Annotated in this window: 15 protein-coding genes; 6 read left to right on the top strand and 9 right to left on the bottom strand. The window is 67.5% G+C overall.

Translation table 11 applies throughout. The features are described 5' to 3' along the window. Positions 1-10 precede the first annotated feature (10 nt). The 5 genes from ACIPQB_RS08520 to ACIPQB_RS08500 all read right to left on the bottom strand — a co-directional run bounded on the left by ACIPQB_RS08520 (position 11) and on the right by ACIPQB_RS08500 (position 2,908). A complete protein-coding gene (locus ACIPQB_RS08520; RefSeq protein ID WP_446484788.1) occupies positions 11-238 on the bottom strand; it encodes a DUF378 domain-containing protein in 228 nt (75 codons plus the stop codon). A gap of 82 nt (positions 239-320) precedes the next feature. Next, on the bottom strand, positions 321-764 hold the full coding sequence (locus ACIPQB_RS08515; protein WP_446484787.1) for a hypothetical protein: 444 nt from the start codon (positions 762-764) through the stop codon (positions 321-323). Between the two features lie 137 nt (positions 765-901). Beyond that, complete coding sequence (locus ACIPQB_RS08510; RefSeq protein WP_446484786.1) at positions 902-1,318, bottom strand: hypothetical protein; 417 nt, start codon at positions 1,316-1,318, stop codon at positions 902-904. 404 nt (positions 1,319-1,722) lie between these two features. Next, the gene (locus ACIPQB_RS08505; RefSeq protein ID WP_446484785.1) at positions 1,723-2,358 is read right to left on the bottom strand and encodes a carboxymuconolactone decarboxylase family protein; all 636 of its coding nucleotides are present in this window, start codon (positions 2,356-2,358) and stop codon (positions 1,723-1,725) included. Positions 2,359-2,395: 37 nt separating this feature from the next. After that, complete coding sequence (locus tag ACIPQB_RS08500) at positions 2,396-2,908, bottom strand: hypothetical protein (RefSeq protein WP_446484784.1); 513 nt, start codon at positions 2,906-2,908, stop codon at positions 2,396-2,398. A gap of 258 nt (positions 2,909-3,166) precedes the next feature. Between ACIPQB_RS08500 and ACIPQB_RS08495 the strand changes: the two genes are divergently transcribed. Continuing rightward, complete coding sequence (locus ACIPQB_RS08495; protein ID WP_446484783.1) at positions 3,167-3,952, top strand: SDR family NAD(P)-dependent oxidoreductase; 786 nt, start codon at positions 3,167-3,169, stop codon at positions 3,950-3,952. A 199-nt stretch (positions 3,953-4,151) separates the two neighbouring features. Here the strand turns inward: ACIPQB_RS08495 and ACIPQB_RS08490 are convergent, their stop codons facing one another. Continuing rightward, positions 4,152-6,503, bottom strand: a complete 2,352-nt coding sequence (locus ACIPQB_RS08490; protein WP_446484782.1) for a TonB-dependent receptor — start codon at positions 6,501-6,503, stop codon at positions 4,152-4,154. A gap of 237 nt (positions 6,504-6,740) precedes the next feature. On the opposite strand from ACIPQB_RS08490, the gene ACIPQB_RS08485 reads away from it, so the two are divergent. From ACIPQB_RS08485 to ACIPQB_RS08470, 4 genes are all read left to right on the top strand, one after another. Beyond that, positions 6,741-7,430, top strand: coding sequence for a TetR/AcrR family transcriptional regulator (locus ACIPQB_RS08485; protein WP_446484781.1), 690 nt, complete (start codon positions 6,741-6,743; stop codon positions 7,428-7,430). Between the two features lie 101 nt (positions 7,431-7,531). Then, positions 7,532-8,440, top strand: coding sequence for a LysR family transcriptional regulator (locus ACIPQB_RS08480; protein ID WP_446484780.1), 909 nt, complete (start codon positions 7,532-7,534; stop codon positions 8,438-8,440). 99 nt (positions 8,441-8,539) lie between these two features. Continuing rightward, entirely contained in the window at positions 8,540-9,745 is a 1,206-nt protein-coding gene (locus ACIPQB_RS08475; RefSeq protein WP_446484779.1) for an MFS transporter, read from the top strand. 153 nt (positions 9,746-9,898) lie between these two features. Then, positions 9,899-10,867 (top strand): alpha/beta hydrolase, encoded by a 969-nt coding sequence (locus ACIPQB_RS08470; RefSeq protein ID WP_446484778.1) that lies wholly within the window; start codon positions 9,899-9,901, stop codon positions 10,865-10,867. 22 nt (positions 10,868-10,889) lie between these two features. Here the strand turns inward: ACIPQB_RS08470 and ACIPQB_RS08465 are convergent, their stop codons facing one another. Beyond that, positions 10,890-11,321 (bottom strand): DUF2147 domain-containing protein, encoded by a 432-nt coding sequence (locus tag ACIPQB_RS08465; protein WP_446484777.1) that lies wholly within the window; start codon positions 11,319-11,321, stop codon positions 10,890-10,892. Between the two features lie 157 nt (positions 11,322-11,478). Here ACIPQB_RS08465 and ACIPQB_RS08460 point away from each other — a divergent pair, with 157 nt between their 5' ends. Further along, a complete protein-coding gene (locus ACIPQB_RS08460; RefSeq protein ID WP_446484776.1) occupies positions 11,479-11,928 on the top strand; it encodes a TolC family protein in 450 nt (149 codons plus the stop codon). Here the strand turns inward: ACIPQB_RS08460 and ACIPQB_RS08455 are convergent. Together ACIPQB_RS08455 and ACIPQB_RS08450 are read right to left on the bottom strand one after the other, a co-directional pair. Further along, complete coding sequence (locus ACIPQB_RS08455; protein ID WP_446484775.1) at positions 11,828-14,974, bottom strand: efflux RND transporter permease subunit; 3,147 nt, start codon at positions 14,972-14,974, stop codon at positions 11,828-11,830. The two genes, ACIPQB_RS08460 and ACIPQB_RS08455, sit on opposite strands and share 101 nt — an antisense overlap. Beyond that, positions 14,971-16,227, bottom strand: coding sequence for an efflux RND transporter periplasmic adaptor subunit (locus ACIPQB_RS08450; protein WP_446484774.1), 1,257 nt, complete (start codon positions 16,225-16,227; stop codon positions 14,971-14,973). The genes ACIPQB_RS08455 and ACIPQB_RS08450 overlap by 4 nt, the downstream gene beginning before the upstream one ends. Positions 16,228-16,231 lie beyond the last annotated feature (4 nt).

Genomic DNA, 16,231 nt, shown 5'->3' with positions numbered 1-16,231 from the left:
ATGGTCGCCGTCAGCCGTGCGCGGCCTCGGCATGGATCTCGCCGACCGACCAGGCTTTCACCAGCGGATAGATCTGGTAAAGCGCCGACAGTCCCAGGATCACATAGATGCCGCGCGCCACCGCGGAACCTTCGCCGAACAGGTAGGCGATGAAATCGTTGTTGGTCAGACCGACCAGGCCGACATCAAGGCCCGCGACAATAGTCAAGATCAGGGTGATGAGATTGAGAGCCTTCATGATGCATCTCCTTCCGCTCCCATAAACCCGTGGGTCCCCGCGTCCGTTCCTGATTTGGTCGTTGTTCCGGGCTGCGATCGTTTCAGTCGACGAGGGCGCCGGCGGTGACCAGGCAAAGTCCGACCAGGATCAGGCCGGCGCTGACGGCGTGGCCGTATTCCCAGCGCCTGCGCAGGTCCGGCCACTCCGGCGGCGTACTGACCCAGTCGTCGGTGGCCTGGTTGGCCGGCCAGATCCGGACGAAGAAGATCAACAGGGTGGCGGCCAGGCAGAGGCCGCCGGTCAGGCTGAACCAGGCTGCGACCGGCCGGTCCCGCACGAGATAGGCCAGGCAGAGGTCGACCACCACGGCGGCGGCCGGCGCGATACCGGTCAAGGCCCAGCCCCGGTAGATCTGCTGCGCGGCGAAATAGCGCTCCTGCGGCATCTTGATCTTGTTCCGCAACGCCAGGGCGTGGGCGCCGCTGGGGACGAGCGCCAGGGCCGTCAGCAGGATGGCCGCAAACTGAACGACGGGCAGGCTCATCGTCGCCTCGCGATCGAAGAGGCGGCGGCGAGGGGCGGGGGCGAGGCGGCGCTGGGCGTGGACCAAGCCATGGACGATGCTCCGACGCCACGAAACGCATGAGACGCGGCGAACGCTCCCTGGGCCGGCGGAGCGGCTTAGCGCGCCGCGTCCGAGGCGGCCTTGATCTGCGCCTTGGTCATCGAACTGACGGCCTCCTCGCCGTCGCCCGAAACGGCCAGAATGGACGGCGAGAGGTTGATCGCCTTGCCGTCGACGCTCACTTCGATCGCGGTCGAGCCGTCGGCGGTCTGCCCGACCTGCTCGACCGTGCCCACGGTCGCGCCGGCGCTATCCTTGACGATCATTCCGGGCTTGAAGACCGAGGCCACCGCGCTGGCGTCGGTTCCCGGCGGCATGGCCGGCGCCGGGTTGACCTCCTGACCTTGGCCGGGCTCTTGGGACGGAGTGCTGGGTTCTTGGGACGGGGTGGTCGGGGGCGGAGCGTTCTGCGCCTGGGCGGCGAAGCCGATCATCAGGGCCAGAGCCGAGCCACAGAAAAGTGCTCGTGTCATGGGAGGTGTCCTTGAGAGGGCCGCCCCAGCCGCCATCCTGAAAACGGCGATCGGTCCGACGATGTTCCGCATCGTCGCCAGCCGTTCGCCGCCGCGTCTTCGTCGCGAAACGGGGCCGCGCAACGGGGCGCCTGGCCATTCTTAACATGGGACGGAGAAGCCCGGTCGATCGGATCGATCCCGGGGACGCTGCGTTTAGAGCGGCATCTCAGGAAGATTCGCCAGATCTCGAATTCGCCGGGAACCTTCGACGCCGTCGGGGGTTTAGTGAGGTGATCATCCAGCGAAAGCCGAATGATCGAGGTTCGGATCGTCATCCAGAGATGGAGATGAAGTCCGGCCCCAAAGAGAGCCCGACGCGCACCCCCCAAAAAGGGCAACGCCGGGCTCTCGCTGTTTCTGCCTTAGGCCACCGGAATCCGGTCGTAGCCTTCGCCGCGCTCCTTGACGGCGACGCCCCCTTCCTTGAGGGCCTCGATCGCAGCGCTGAGGTCGGGCGAGTCCCCGTAGACCGGATCGGTCGGGTAGAACAGCCGCGACGAGGCTTCCTTGCCGGGCTCCACCCCCAGGATGATCGCCACGCGGCTGCCGGTCGTGTAGCACGACAGCAGCACCAGATCGACGACCTCCTGCTCGGAGAAGTGCTGGCGAGCGCCGTTCCAGATCGCGTCCGTCAGCATCTGCGGCGCCGAGGCCAGGGCGTCGGTGATCCGCAGCGCCGCCTTGGTGCGCTCGGGCAGGTCGCTGCTCTCGAACCGGGTCAGCTTGCTGACCATGTCCTCGTCGAGGCCGGCTTGCACGGCGACGGCCTGGCGGGCGTTCCGGCAGTATTCGCAGCCCTGGTAGTTGGCGTTGAACAGCCGGACGCACTCGTGCAGCACGGGATCCAGTTGCAGCGAGCGGGCGCTGGCGATCGGTATGCCGGCCAGCCGGTTCAGTTCCTGCGGGATGGCGATGCGGGCGGCGGGACTGTCCTGGTCGCCGGCCAGCATGGTGAAGCCCTTGGCGTACTGCTCGGGAATGCGCGGGGTGGTGGCCATGGTCTGGCTCCTGCGATGCTGATGGGGAGGGAAGGGCTCAGGCGGCCAGTTGGACGACTTCGAAACCGGGCAGGGTGTCGGGGGCCTCGGTCGGCGGCGCCAGCTGGAAGGCGACCGTGCTGCGCTGCAGCTGGTCCATGACGCTCAGCGCCTTGATCAGATAGATCATCGGTTCGACGCCGATCGCCTCTTCCAGCTTCTTGACGTCGCCGTCGTCGATGCTGCTGGCCTGGATGGCGAACTGCTCGGCGAACTGCAGGCATTGCCGCTCCGCCGGCGAAAACAGCGGCGAATTGTAGGCGCGAGGGATGGCCGCAATCTTCTCTTCGGTCAGGCCGGCGTCGAGGGCCGGCCGGTAGCGCAGGGCCAGGGAGAAGGCGCTGGTGAAGACGGTGGCCATGTGCAGCCGGCAGAGCTCAAGGATCACGGGGTCGACCCGTGCGATCGACCGGGCGTGGTCGGCCATGAATTCCTTGTAGAAATGGGGCCGCAGACCCCAGACCTGATCCAGCTCGGTCTTGCCCGCCGCGGGGCGTTCAACTCTTGACATGGTTTCCTCGCCCAATCGCCGCCGGCGTCAAAGCGCCAGCTTAGCCGTATTGTGGCCGCAAATTCGCGACCTCTGAGAAGGTAACATCAAAGGACTTAACGGTGTCAAGTAGCGTATTTAGTCGATCATGAATGGGATATCGGCCATTTATCGACTTCCAACGGTTGAAAAAATACCTACCACTGCTTCGTAGCGCGGAAAGCGCGCCTGAAATGGCGACAAAAAAGGAGGAAGCGGATGCGAGGGCTTGGAGGAAAGGTGGCGATCGTCACCGGCGGTGCGTCGGGGATCGGCGAGGCGACCTGCCGGCGGTTCGCCCAGGAAGGCGCCAAGGTCGTGATCGGTGACATCGACGCCGGTCGCGCCGAGGCGCTGGCCAAGGAACTCGGCGACGCCGCCCTGGCGGTCCAGTTCGATGCCGGCGACGTGGCGTCGGTCGAGGCTCTGGTCGCGGCGGCCGTCGAACGGTTCGGCCGGCTGGACATCCTGTTCAACAACGCCGCCCTGATGTCGCCGGACGTCATCAAGCTGGACACCGATCCGGTCGGCATCGACTTCGCCGTCTGGGACCGGACGATGGCGGTCAATGCGCGCGGCTATCTGGCCGGCTGCAAGTACGCGATCCCGCACATGCTGAAGGCCGGCGGCGGGTCGATCCTGATGACCACCTCGGGGTCCGGCCTGCTCGGCGACATCTCCAACATCGCCTACGGAGCTTCCAAGGCCGCGGTGGCGAGCCTGATGCGTTACGTCGCGACGATCTATGGAAAGCAGGGCATCCGCTGCAACGCCATCTGCCCTGGCCTGATCCGGACCGAGGGCGGCAAGAAGAACGTGCACGGCGCCATGGTCGGGGTCATGGAACGCAACACCCTGACCCCCCGCCTCGGCCTCCCCGAGGACATCGCCGCCATGGCGGTGTTCCTGAGTTCCGACGACGCCACCTTCATCACCGGCCAGGACATCGAGGTCGACGGCGGCATGCTGATGCACATGCCTTATTACAGCGACATCATGAGCGGCGACATCGCCTGGGACAGCTGACGCAAGAGCGGACCGGTCCAGGCGGACTGGTCCCCGAAGGCGATACGAAAAAACGCCTCCGACCGCAGGGTCGGAGGCGTTATCGTTTGGGCGTCTGGAGCATCGTGCGGAAAAGTGGACACCGGTTTTCCGCAAAAACGATGCGAAAACAAAAGCTGGAGCCGATCGCGCGATTCTCATCGCTCGATCGGCTCTAGGCTTACCAGCTGTAGCGCAGCTCGAAGCCGAACACCCGGGGATCGCCGACAGTGGCGGAGTTGAAGCCCAGCGACGGGTACAGGATCACCCCGTAGGTGAGGTATTTCTCGGCCAGGGCGTTCTGCACATAGAGCGAGGCGCCGATATTGGACCCGCCGATGTGGTCCCAGTCCGCCTTGATGTTGAGCAGGCCATGGCCGGCCTGCTTCTGCGAGGCGTCCGGACCGAAGGCGGGCCCCTGGGTCGTGTCGGTGAAATAGACCTCGCTCTGGTGGTAATAGTCAGCGCCGACGCGGATCTCGCCGACCGACTCGGGGACCGGCAGGGTGTAGTGGGCGCCGACCGTGAACTGCTTTTCCGGCACCTGGGCCAGGCGGTTGGACGTGAAGTCGCCGCTGGCGGTCACGAAGTTCTTGTACTTGGGCTTGATCACCGACAGCGAGGCCGACAGGCTGAGGCCGGAGACCGGCACCAGGATCACCTCGAACTCGCCGCCGGGGATCTTGGCGCCGGCCGCGTTGACGACGGCGATGTTGGACGGATTGTCCACCGCCACGAAGCGCTGGATCTTGCTGTAGTCCTGGTAATAGACCGCCGCGTTGGTGCGCAGGCTGACGCCGCCCAAATGCCAGTCCTTCTTGAAGCCGACCTCGAAGTCCTGGACGATTTCCGGAGCGAAACGGCGGTTGGACTGCACGGTCTGGATGTCGGGCGCGTAGCCGCCGGCCCGATAGCCGCGGCGGGTCGCGGTGTAGAGCAGGGTGTCGGTGTCGAGTTGGAAGTTCAGGCTGGCGGTGTAGGTCGGCTCGTTGAACTTGGCGTGGTCGTCGAAGCTGCAGTTGGCCACGGACAGGGGGACGCCATTGTCCGTCAGGGTGCAGGCGCCGCTGTTGTGGTCGATGCCGTCGATGAATACGTCGCGGCGGTCCTGGGTGTAGCGCGCGCCCAGGGTCAGGGAGAGGCGGTCGTCGATGGCCGGCAGTTGCGCCGTGCCCTGGACGAAGGCCGCATAGCTGCGGCTGCGCGTATGGGAGACCACGTCGGTCAGCGGAAAGCCGAGGAAGCTGGCGCCCGAGCCGTGCTCGATCTTCTGGTCGAAGAAGTAGAGCCCGGCCACCCATTGCAGGTTGCCCTCCCAGGCCTTGCCCTGGAGCTGCATTTCCTCGGAGAATTCCGTACCGTCGTCCGGCACCGAGGCGGTCAGCAGGGGCAGGGCGAAGCCGCTGAAGTCCTGGAAATATTTGCGATCGAAGTCGCGGTAGCTGACGATGTTCTTCAGCAGCAGATTGTCGTTGAGGTTCCAGGTGGCCGTATCGGCGACCTGGAACATCTTCAGATCCACGCGCGACTGCACGTCCGAGCGGGTGGACCAGAAGTTATGGCTGTACTGGTCCTGAAGCTGGGCGTAGGCGGCTGTCGAGCTCGGCAGCAGGAAGGCCCCGAAGCCCACGGGATTGAAGGCGGTGGCGTGGAAGGCCGCGCCGTTGGATTTGAAGCGGGTGTAGCTGGAGAGCAGGTAGTTCTCGAAGGTCTCGGTCGGGCGCCACAGGGCCGAAAGCCGCGCGCTGAACTCGCGGTCGTCGTCGAGGCGACCGCCCTTGTTCGGCGGCGTATTCAGGGCGTACTGGGTCGCCGGCAGCGGCGCTTCATTGTCGACATAGCCGTCGCGGTCGATCCAGTTCACGGCGGCGCGCACCGACAGCGACTTGCTGAGCGGCGCGTTGAGGATGGCCGTGCCGTACAGGCCCTGGCCGCCGCGGAACGCCCGGGCGCCGGCGGTGACCGAGCCTTCGAACGTGTCGGTGGGACGCTTGGGGGCGATCAGGATGGCGCCGCCGGTCGTGCTCTGGCCAAACAGCGTGCCTTGCGGCCCCTTGAGGACCTGCAGCGAATCCAGGTCATAGAACTGCTGATTGACCCCGACGGGATAACCCAGGGCCACTTCGGCGAAATAGATGCCGACCGAGGGATCCTGGCCGGGAACCACCTGGGCGTTGCGCTGCCCGCGGATGCCGACGACCAGCTTGTCCGGCGAATTGAACCCCTCGATCTTCAGGGCCGGAACATAGCTGTTGAGGTCGACGGCGTTGAAGATCGGGCGCTCGGCCAGGGCCTTGGCGCTGAGGGCGGTCACCGCCACCGGAACTTCCTGCAGCCGTTCGGAGATCCGGCGGGCGGTCACGACCACGTCTTCCAGGGTCGAGACCTCGGTATCGGGCGTGGAGGCCGGCGGAGACGAAGGCGAGGTCTCACCTGGACTCGAGGCCGCCTGGGCCAAACAGGCCTCCGGCCCGGCGGCGAGGGCAAGGGCGACCAAACTGACGGCGCAGAGCAGCCCCGTTGACCTGAGCATCGGTTTCTTCCCTATGTTTTTTTAACGTTGTTAAGTGAAGGACGAACGTCTTGACGCCCGCCGTCAATCATTGAAGCTCGGGGATCGCGTATGCGAAATGAATGGTGCTGGCGTCCGGCATCCTGTCGCCGGCCCATCAAATGGCGCTAGCGCATCGGCCCGCGCTAAAGGTCTGGGCGCCGTCCGCAAGCCCCTCTACCGTAGAACGCAGATCGTTTTCGAGGTCAGACGCCTAGAATGAAGACTTTGAAACTCCAGCGCGGCCTCGCCGACCGCGAGGGCCCGGGCTTTCTGGCCGACAGCATCGTCTCGGTGACGCGGGCGCTAGCCCGGGAATCCGGCTTCGCCAAGGTCACGATGCGGCAGATCGCCCTCAAGCTGAACGTGACCGCGACCGCGCTTTACTATCACTTCAGCGACAAGGACGCGTTGTTCGAGCGGGTGGCGGAATCGATCTTTGAGGACCTCAAGGTCGAGAATCCCGACCAGCCCTGGGCCGAACAGCTGCGCGCCTATGTCCTGGCCTATCAGGCGCGGCTGCTGGAATATCCCGGCCTGGCTAGAATCCTGCTCGCCAATCGGGAGTCGCCCGCGGCCCTGATCTGGACCGAGACGATGCTGGGCATCCTGCGGCGGGCCGGCTTCAAGGACCAGAAGATCTGGGACGCGCTGGCCATGCTGGTCTTCTTCGTCAATCCCATGACGTTGATGGAAGAAAAGCCGATGACCGCCCGCAAGCTCTTGCACGATCCGAAGACGGTCCGGCGTGCGGTTCTGCAGTCGCCGGGCCGCTACCCGACCTTCGCGACCCTGTTGAAAGGCGGGGAGGGCGTCACCCTGACCTATGGTGGCCTGCTGCCTGCCGCCCTGGATCGGATCATCGCCAGCCTGGCCGCAGACCTTCAGGCCGATCAGACCGAAACGTGACCTATTCGTCGCGGTCGTCGCGGGGCAGAATAGTTGTCCGAAAGGATGAGCGCACTTCAATGATGTTGCCAAGCCGAGGCTTCTAGCGGCAGGCTGACGCGATGACCCTGCGCCGAGGCGATCTCGCCGACTTCAGCTATTTTCTGGCCATCGCCAAGCATCGCAATTTTCGGCGGGCGGGGTTGGAGCTGGGGGTCAGCGCCTCGGCCTTGAGCCATTCGCTGAAAGGCCTGGAAGACCGCCTTGGCGTGCGCCTTCTGAACAGGACCAATCGCAGCGTCACGCTCACTGCGGCCGGGGAGGAGCTGTGGACGGCGATCGTTGGTCCTTTCGACGCGATCGGGTTGGCCGCCGAGGCCCTGAACCGGTTTCGCGACGAGCCGTCGGGCCGAATTCGGCTCAATGTGCTAGAGCACGCCAGCTCGCTGTTGCTCGCGCCGGTGTTGCCGGTCTTCATCGATCGCTATCCCGACATCGACATCGACGTCGTCATCACCAACCACCTGGTCGACGTGGTGGCCGCGGGCGCGGACGCCGGTGTCCGCTATGGCGGCACCGTGCCCGAAGACATGATCGCCCAACGCCTTTCGGCCGACGTTCGCTGGGTAGTGGTCGGGGCGCCGGCCTATCTTGACCGCTTCGGCGCGCCGGAGCATCCGCACGACCTGTCCCGGCACCGCTGCCTGCGTATAAGGCTCGGCGACGACAGCCTCTATCGCTGGGAGTTCGAGCGGGGCGACGAAGCGATCGCCGTCGACGCGCCCGGCCAGATCACCATCGACGAAACCGCGTTCGCCATGACCCTGGCCATGGGCGGCGCGGCGCTGGCCTATCTGCCGGAGCCCTGCGTGCAGCCGGCCGTCGCCCGCGGCGAACTTCGCCTGGTGCTGAACGATTGGTCGTCCCTGGGCCCAGGCTTCCACATCTACTACCCAAGCCGTCGCCAGCTGCCGACGGGGCTGCGCCTGCTCATCAACCTGATCCGCGAGATGCGTCCGCTCGGTCTCTGACGGCTGGCCTGTGATGAGCGGGGCTCAACGTCGCGATTAGGATGCGGCGGCTAATCGCACCAAGGGTCCGCGCCTATCTTGCCGGCCATGAAAACGCCCATGGTCAGCAACATCGACTTCGAAGACGCCGCCCGCGCGGTTCCGCCCGCCGCCGTCGCCCGCGGCGGCTGGAGCGCCGTCTTCGCCTTGACGCTCTGCGTGGCGACCCTGATCGCCTCGGAATTCATGCCGGTCAGCCTGCTGACGCCGATCGCGGCGGACCTTCGCCTGACCGAGGGCATGGCCGGCCAGGCCATCGCCGTCTCGGGCCTGTTCGCCGTCTTGACGAGTCTGTCGATCGGCCGCGTTTCGAGGATCGACCGCCGCCTGGTCCTGCTCGCCCTGACCGGTCTCATGGCGATGTCGGGCCTGCTGGTGGCGTTCGCGCCCAGCGCCCCGATGTTCATGGCGGGGCGCGCCCTAGTGGGAATCGTCATCGGCGGCTTCTGGTCGCTCTCGGCCGCTACGGTCATGCGGCTGGTCCCGGACGATCAGGTCCCCCGAGCGCTGGCGGTCCTCAATGCCGGCAACGCCGTCGCGACCATGGTCGCGGCCCCGCTGGGCAGTTTCCTTGGCCAGTTCATCGGCTGGCGGGGCGCCTTCTTCCTGGTCGTGCCGCTCGCCTTGGCGACCTTCGCCTGGCAGTGGCTGGCCCTCCCGGCCATGCGAGCCGACCCTGGCAAGAGCTCCGGCGTGCTGGGCGTTCTGCGGCGGCCGCGCGCGAAGGCCGGGATGATGGCGCTGGCCCTGCTGTTCGCCGGCCAGTTCGCGCTGTTCACCTATCTGCGCCCCTTCCTGGAGCGGGTGACGAACCTCGCCGCCTCGCCGCTCTCGCTGGTGCTGCTGCTGATGGGCGTGGCCGGTCTTGCGGGCGCCGCCCTGATCGGACGTCTTCTCGATCGAAGGCTGAGACGGGTGCTCTGCCTCGCCCCTGTCCTGATGGCCGCCATGGCCGTGGGCCTGGTTCTGACCGGCTCCAACGCCGCCTCGACCACCCTTCTGCTGATCGGCTGGAGCTTCGTCGCGACCGCCCTGCCGGTCGCCTGGTGGACCTGGTTGGCGCGCGCCTTGCCCGGCGACGCCGACGCGGGCGGCGGGCTGATGGTGGCCGTCATCCAGACGGCGATCACCGTCGGAGCCGCGGCCGGCGGGCTGCTGTTCGACATGGGCGGCCATCGCGCCACCTTCCTCGTCAGCGCCATCCTGCTCGGCGCCTCCGCCGGTTTCGCCGCCGTCAGCGCCCCGGCCTCCGCGCCCAAATCCTGATCCTAGGGAGACCCCATGCGTCCTCAAGACGACCTTCAAGACCCGACCGGGGCAACCGCCGTCGACCGCCGCAATCTGCTCAGGGCGGGCGGCGCAGCCGCAGCGCTCAGCGTGACGCCCCTCCTCAACCCCTCTTTTGCAAAGGCTCAAGACATGTCCAACGGCGCCGACAATTTTTACAAGAGCGACAGAGTCATCTCGGAGAAGGTGACCTTCAAGAGCCAGTACCAGACGATCATCGCCGGCAACCTTTTTGCGCCCCGGGATCTCGATCGGTCCGTGCGGCATCCGGCGATCATCGTCGGACATCCGATGGGCGCGGTGAAGGAGCAGAGCGCCAACCTCTACGCCACGAAGATGGCCGAGCAGGGATTTGTGGCGATGTCCCTGGACCTGCCGTTCTGGGGCGAGAGCCAGGGCATGCCTCGCAATGCGGTGTCGCCGGACTTCTACGCCGAAGCCTTCAGCGCCGCCGTCGACTTCCTGGGCACGCGCCCGTTCGTCGACCGCGAACGCATCGGCGCGATCGGGGTTTGCGGCAGCGGCAGCTTTGTGGTCAGCGCGGCCAAGATCGACCCCCGCATGAAGGCCATCGCGACGGTCAGCATGTACGACATGGGCGCGGCCAATCGCGATGCGCTCAACCACGCGCTGTCGGTCGAGCAGCGCAAGCAGATCATCGCCGCGGCGGCCCAGCAGCGGTACGCCGAGTTCGAGGGCGGCAAAACCGAATACACCGGCGGCACGACCCACCGGCTGACGGCGGACACCGATTCTATCCAGCGCGAGTTCTACGACTTCTACCGTACGCCGCGCGGCGAGTTCACGCCTGTCGGCGGCTCGCCCGAAACCACGACCCATCCGACCCTGACCAGCAATGTCAAGTTCATGAACTTCTATCCGTTCAACGATATCGAGACGATCTCGCCGCGCCCGATGCTGTTTATCAGCGGCGACCAGGCCCACTCCAAGGAATTCAGCGCCGAGGCCTACCGCCGCGCCGCTGAGCCGAAGGAACTGGTCTGGGTGGCGGGCGCCGGCCACGTCGATCTCTATGACCGCGTGGACCTCATCCCGTTCGCCAAGCTGACGGGCTTTTTTCGGCAGCACCTTATCGCGTGAGTCTCGTATCGCGCGACCGGCTTTAGTCGGTCGCGGCGCGCCGCCAGGTCTGGGTCTTGCACAGCGGCCGCACGACACAGCCGGTCAGCTGCAGCGTCCCGTCGGGCCTGAGCTCGATCATGCCGCGATAGGCGCCGCCATCCTCGGGATTGTAGACCAGCCGTCCCCCCAGCGGCGAGGACCGATCGCCCGCACCTTCAGGATCATCAGATCGCGCAGCGTCCGGCCCCGGCTGGGCCAGATCGCGGTTGCGGACGTCCCTCTGATCCGGCGCGGCGCGGATGTGGGGCGAGGTGACGATGCGCCCGCAGATCCCATCCGCGTCGCAGGGCGTCAGCCGGACGATCGAGCCGCCATCCACCGGCGTACGCCACAGCCCGGCAAGGTCGGACGCGCTGACGCTCGCCGTCGAGGCCAGGCCCGCCGCGCCGACCAGCAGAGCGGCGGCGATCATGCCGGAACCCTTTCTCCATGGCCGGCCGCCAGGCTCTGCTCGACCGCGCGCACCAGGGCGCGGTTGTCGTGACGCCACGGATGAAAGTCGGGCAGGAAATAGGCGAAGTACTCCGCCAGCACTTGGCGCAGCAGACCTGGCCGTCAACGCGGCGCCGGTGACCCTGGCCGTGCTGCAGGACCAGATTAACCGCCTGCAGCTGCGGGCGACCGTGTCCAACACCGTGGCCAGCATCATCGTGGCCTATCGCGCCCTGTCGCAGGCCCAGGCGCAGTTGATCATCGCCCGCCAGTCGCTGGAGCGCTCGCAGACCCAGCTGGGGATCGACCAGGCCCTGATCGACGCCGGCCGCATGGCCGCCGCCGAGATCGTCCAGACCCAGGCCGACATCGCCAACCAGCAGGTCGCCCTGCTGGCCGCCGAGCAGCAGCGCAACACCGCCCAGCTGACCCTGCTGGGCCTGCTGGCCATGGATCTGCACACCGACATCGTCGCCGGCGATGAGCTTAGGCCGAGGGGGAGGTCGGAAGAGACGTTCGGGTCCCTCGGCGGCGCAGCAGCAGGTAGCCGGCCGGGACGACGAACATCGACAGCAGGGGGGCGGTGAGCATGCCGCCGATCATCGGGGCGGCGATGCGGCTCATCACCTCCGAGCCGGCGCCATGGCCCCAGAGGATCGGCGCCAGGCCCGCCAGGATCACCGCCACGGTCATGGCCTTGGGCCGCACTCGCAGCAGGGCGCCTTCGCGCACGGCGGCCTGGACCTGATCAGGGCTGGGATCGGGCGGCAGGGTCTCCATGGCCTGCTTGAGATAGATAAGCATCACCACCCCGAATTCGGCCGAGACCCCGGCCAGGGCGATGAAGCCCACCCCGGTGGCCACCGACTGATGGAAGCCCGCCAGATAGAGGGTCCAGACGCCGCCGGTCAGGGCGAAGGGCAGGGTGGCCATGATCAGCCCGGCCTCGTCGAAACGGCGGAAGATCACGTACAGCAGGACGAAGATGATCAGCAGGGTGGCCGGCACGACGATCTTCAGGCGGTCGGCGGCGCGTTGCAGATATTCGAACTGCCCCGAATAGGAGAGGCTGACGCCGGGCGAGAGCCGGACCTTCCGATCCACCGCGTGGCGCAGGTCGCCGACGACGGAGGCCAGGTCGCGGCCCCGGACATCGACATAGACCCAGGTCGTGGGGCGGCCGTTTTCGCTCTTGAGCATCGGCGGGCCGTCGGCGATGCGGACGTCGGCGACCGTGCCTAGGGTGATCTGCTGGCCGCCCGGCGTCAGCACCGGCAGGGCCCGCAGGCCTTCCAGGCTGTCGCGCAGCTCGCGCGGATAGCGGACGCTGATCGGATAACGGGCCAGGCCCTCGACGGTCTGGCCGATGGTCTCGCCGCCGATCGCGCCGGAGACGATCGACTGGACGTCGTCGATGTTGAGGCCGAACCGCGCGGCGGCGGCCCGGTCGATGGCCACATCGACATAGCGCCCGCCGGTCAGCCGTTCGGCCAGGGCCGAGCTGACACCGGGCACGCCCTTGGCCACGCCCTCGACCTCGCGGGCGATGCGGTCCAGTTCGGCCAGCTTGGCGCCGGAGACCTTCACCCCGATCGGGCTCTTGATGCCCGTGGCCAGCATGTCGATGCGGTTGCGGATCGGCGGGACCCAGACATTGGTCAGGCCCGGAACCTTCACCCGCGCGTCCAGCTCGGCGACCAGCTTGTCGGGCGTCATGCCGGGCCGCCACTGGTCGCGCGGCTTGAAACGGATGGTGGTCTCGAACATCTCCAGTGGCGCCGGATCGGTGGCGCTCTCGGCGCGGCCGGCCTTGCCGAACACGCTGTCGACCTCCGGCACGGTCTTGATCATCCGGTCGGTCTGCTGGAGCAGCTGCCCGGCCTTGGCCGCCGACAGTCCCGGCAGGGCCGAGGGCATGTAGAGCAGATCGCCCTCGTCCATGTTGGGCATGAACTCCCCGCCCAGGTGGGCGAGCGGCCAGGCCGTGGTGGCGAAGGCCAGGGCCGCGACGGCCAGGGTGGTCCTGGGCTTGCGCATCACCCAGTCCAGGCCTGGCCGGTAAGCGGCGGTCAGGACGCGATTGATCGGATTGGAAGCCTCGTTGGGGATACGCCCGCGGATCAGGTAACCCATCAGCACCGGGATCAGCGTCACCGACAGGAGGGCGGCCGCCGCCATGGCGTAGGTCTTGGTGAAGGCCAGCGGCCGGAACAGACGTCCCTCCTGGGCCTGAAGCGTGAAGACCGGGATGAACGACAGGGCGATGATCAGCAGGCTGAAGAACAGCGCCGGCCCGACCTCGGCGGCGGCCTCGGTGATCACCCGCCAGCGTGTCTCGCCGTCCAGGGTTTCGTCCGGGTGATCGTGGGCCCAGCGCTCGAGTTTCTTGTGGGCGTTCTCGATCATCACCACGGCCGCGTCGACCATCGCCCCGACGGCGATGGCGATGCCGCCCAGCGACATGATGTTGGCGTCGACGCCCTGGCTCTGCATCACCAGGAAGGCGGCCAGAACCCCCAGCGGCAGCGAGATGATCGCCACCAGGGCCGAGCGCAGGTGGCCCAGGAACAGGGCGCAGACCAGGGCGACGACCAGGAACTCCTCTATGAGCTTGCCGGTCAGGTTATGGACGGCGCGGTCGATCAGGGCTGAGCGGTCATAGGTGGTCACCACCTCGACCCCGGGCGGCAGGCTCTTTTGGAGTTCGGCCAGCTTGGTCTTCACTGCGGCGATGGTGGTGCGGGCGTTCTCGCCCGAGCGCAGGATCACCACCCCGCCGGCCACCTCGCCCTGGCCGTTCAGCTCGGCGATGCCGCGCCGCATCTCCGGGCCGATCTGAATCGTCGCCACGTCGCCCAGCCGCACTGGAATTCCGCCCGTGGCCGTCTTCAGCGGCACGGCCTGGAAGTCCGCAAGCGTCTTCAGATAGCCGGTGGCGCGGACCATGTATTCGGCCTCGCCCAGTTCGAGCACCGAGCCGCCGGTCTCGGCGTTGGCGCCCTTCAGCGCCGTGACGACCTGCTGGTGGGTGACGCCGTAGCTGGCCAGCTTCACCGGATCGAGCACGACCTGGTACTGGCGCACCATGCCGCCGATCGCCGAGACCTCGGCTACGCCGGGCAAGGTCTTGAGCTCGTAGCGCAGGAACCAGTCCTGCAGGGATCGCAGCTGGCTGAGGTCATGGCCGCCGGTCCTGTCGACCAGGGCGTACTCATAGACCCAGCCGACCCCGGTGGCGTCCGGGCCGAGCGCGGGCCTGGCGCTCTCGGGCAAACGGGCCTGCACCTGGTTGAGATATTCCAGCACCCGCGAGCGGGCCCAGTAGAGGTCGGTCTTATCGTCGAAGATCACATAGACGAAGCTGTCGCCGAAGAACGAGTAGCCGCGCACGGTCTTGGCCCCGGGCACCGACAGCATGGTGGTGGCCAGCGGATAGGTGACCTGGTTCTCGACCAGTTGCGGGGCCTGGCCCGGATAGCTGGTGCGGATGATCACCTGGGTGTCGGATAGGTCGGGGAGGGCGTCGATCGACGTGTTGCGCACGGCCAGGCCGCCGGCGACGACCAGGGCCAGGGCCCCGAGCAGCACGAAGAAGCGATTGGCGACCGCCCCGCGGATCAGGGCGGCGATCATCGGCCCGCTCCGGTCTTGGCGATCCGCCGCGCCGGCGCGGCCAGCGGACGAACGTTCAGGCCCGCGAGGCTGGCTTCGGAGTCGATCAGGAACTGGCCGGAGGCGACGACCTTCTGGCCGGCGTCCAGGCCCGCCAGGATCTCGCTCTGGCCGCCGGCCTCGCGGCCGACCTTGACCTCGACGGCCTGGTAGCGGCCGCCATCGCCCGCCAGCATGACGATCACGCGGGGCCCGGTGCGGATCACCGCTTCGGAGGGCAGCAGCAGGGCCGGCCGCGCGTCGCTGTCGAAACTGACGGTGGCGAACATGCCCGGGCGCAGCTTGCCGCCGGGATTGGCCAGTTCGATGCGGGCCTGCAGGGTGCGGCTGTCGCCCTGGGCCTGGGGCAGGATCGCCTGCACCGCGCCGCGTAGCGTCTGGCCGGGATAGGCGGCCAGGGCGACGCCGACCGGCTGGCCCTGTCGGAGCTGCCCGGCCTGGGCCTCGGGCACGGCCGCCGTGATCCAGACGCGCGACAGGCCGTTGATCTCGGCCAGGCCCTGGCCCATGCCTACGGTCATGCCGCCCCGGACGTCGAGCTTGGTGATCACCCCGCCCAGGGGCGCGCCGACTGTGATGGTGGTGCGGACCCGGCCGTCGCGGTCGACGGCGGCGATAACGTCTTCGGGCATGCCCAGCAGCCGCAGGCGCTGGCGGGCGGCGGCGACCAGGGGGGCATCGCCTGTTCTTTTGACCGCCAGATATTCGGCCTGGGCGCCGCCCCATTCGGGGACCAGCAGGTCGACCAGGGGGGCGCCGGCCCCGATGATGTCGCCCGGCGCGCGGCCATAGACCTTCTGCACGAAGCCGCCGGAACGCGCCTGGACCACGGCCACGTCGCGCTGGTTGAACTCGACGACGCCGGCGGCGGTCAGGCCGCCGGTCAGGCCGCCGGCCAGGACGCCCTGGCGGGCCTCCACGGTCCGCATCCCGAGGTTCTGGGCGACGGCCGGATCGATGCGCACCCCGGCCGAAGCGCTGACCGCGTCTGTTTCCCCGGCGTATTTGGGGACCAGCTGCATGTCCATGAACGGCGACTTGCCCGGCTTGTCGAAGCGCTGGGCCGGGACCATCGGGTCGTACCAGTAGAGGACCTTGCGGTCGTCGGCGGGCGCGGCGGACACCGCCGGCCTGGCGGTCAGCCGGGCTAGGCCATAGCCGCCGCCCGCGGCGACGACGACCAGCATCGCGGCGCCGGCGAGGAGAAGCTTCATCGGG

Source organism: Caulobacter sp. LARHSG274 (assembly GCF_052871235.1).
Note: the sequence above shows the minus strand (reverse complement) of the source record. Positions and strands in the feature narration are given on the sequence as shown.